Source organism: uncultured Marinococcus sp. (assembly GCF_947493875.1).
GTDB lineage: Bacteria > Bacillota > Bacilli > Bacillales > Marinococcaceae > Marinococcus.
Genome location: NZ_CANLSU010000030.1, coordinates 1 through 248 on the forward strand (window position 1 = coordinate 1; position 248 = coordinate 248).

The window sequence follows — 248 nt, forward strand, 5'->3', positions numbered from 1 at the left end:
GGCCGCCGGCCGAAACAGCCGGCAGCCTTGTGTTGCTTGTGTGTTGGTCTCGGTATTCGGTTGTCAAGGTCCAACGTTCGGTAATAATTATGGTGGAGCCTAGCGGGATCGAACCGCTGACCTCCTGCGTGCAAAGCAGGCGCTCTCCCAGCTGAGCTAAGGCCCCGAGTTATAATGGTGGGCCTGAGTGGACTTGAACCACCGACCTCACGCTTATCAGGCGTGCGCTCTGACCAACTGAGCTACAG

General features: G+C 58.1%; 1 tRNA gene. It reads right to left on the reverse strand.

What is annotated here, in order from left to right:
- Nucleotides 1-90: 90 nt before the first annotated feature.
- A tRNA-Ala gene (locus Q0757_RS16950) sits at nt 91-166 on the reverse strand.
- Between the last annotated feature and the right edge of the window lie 82 nt (nt 167-248).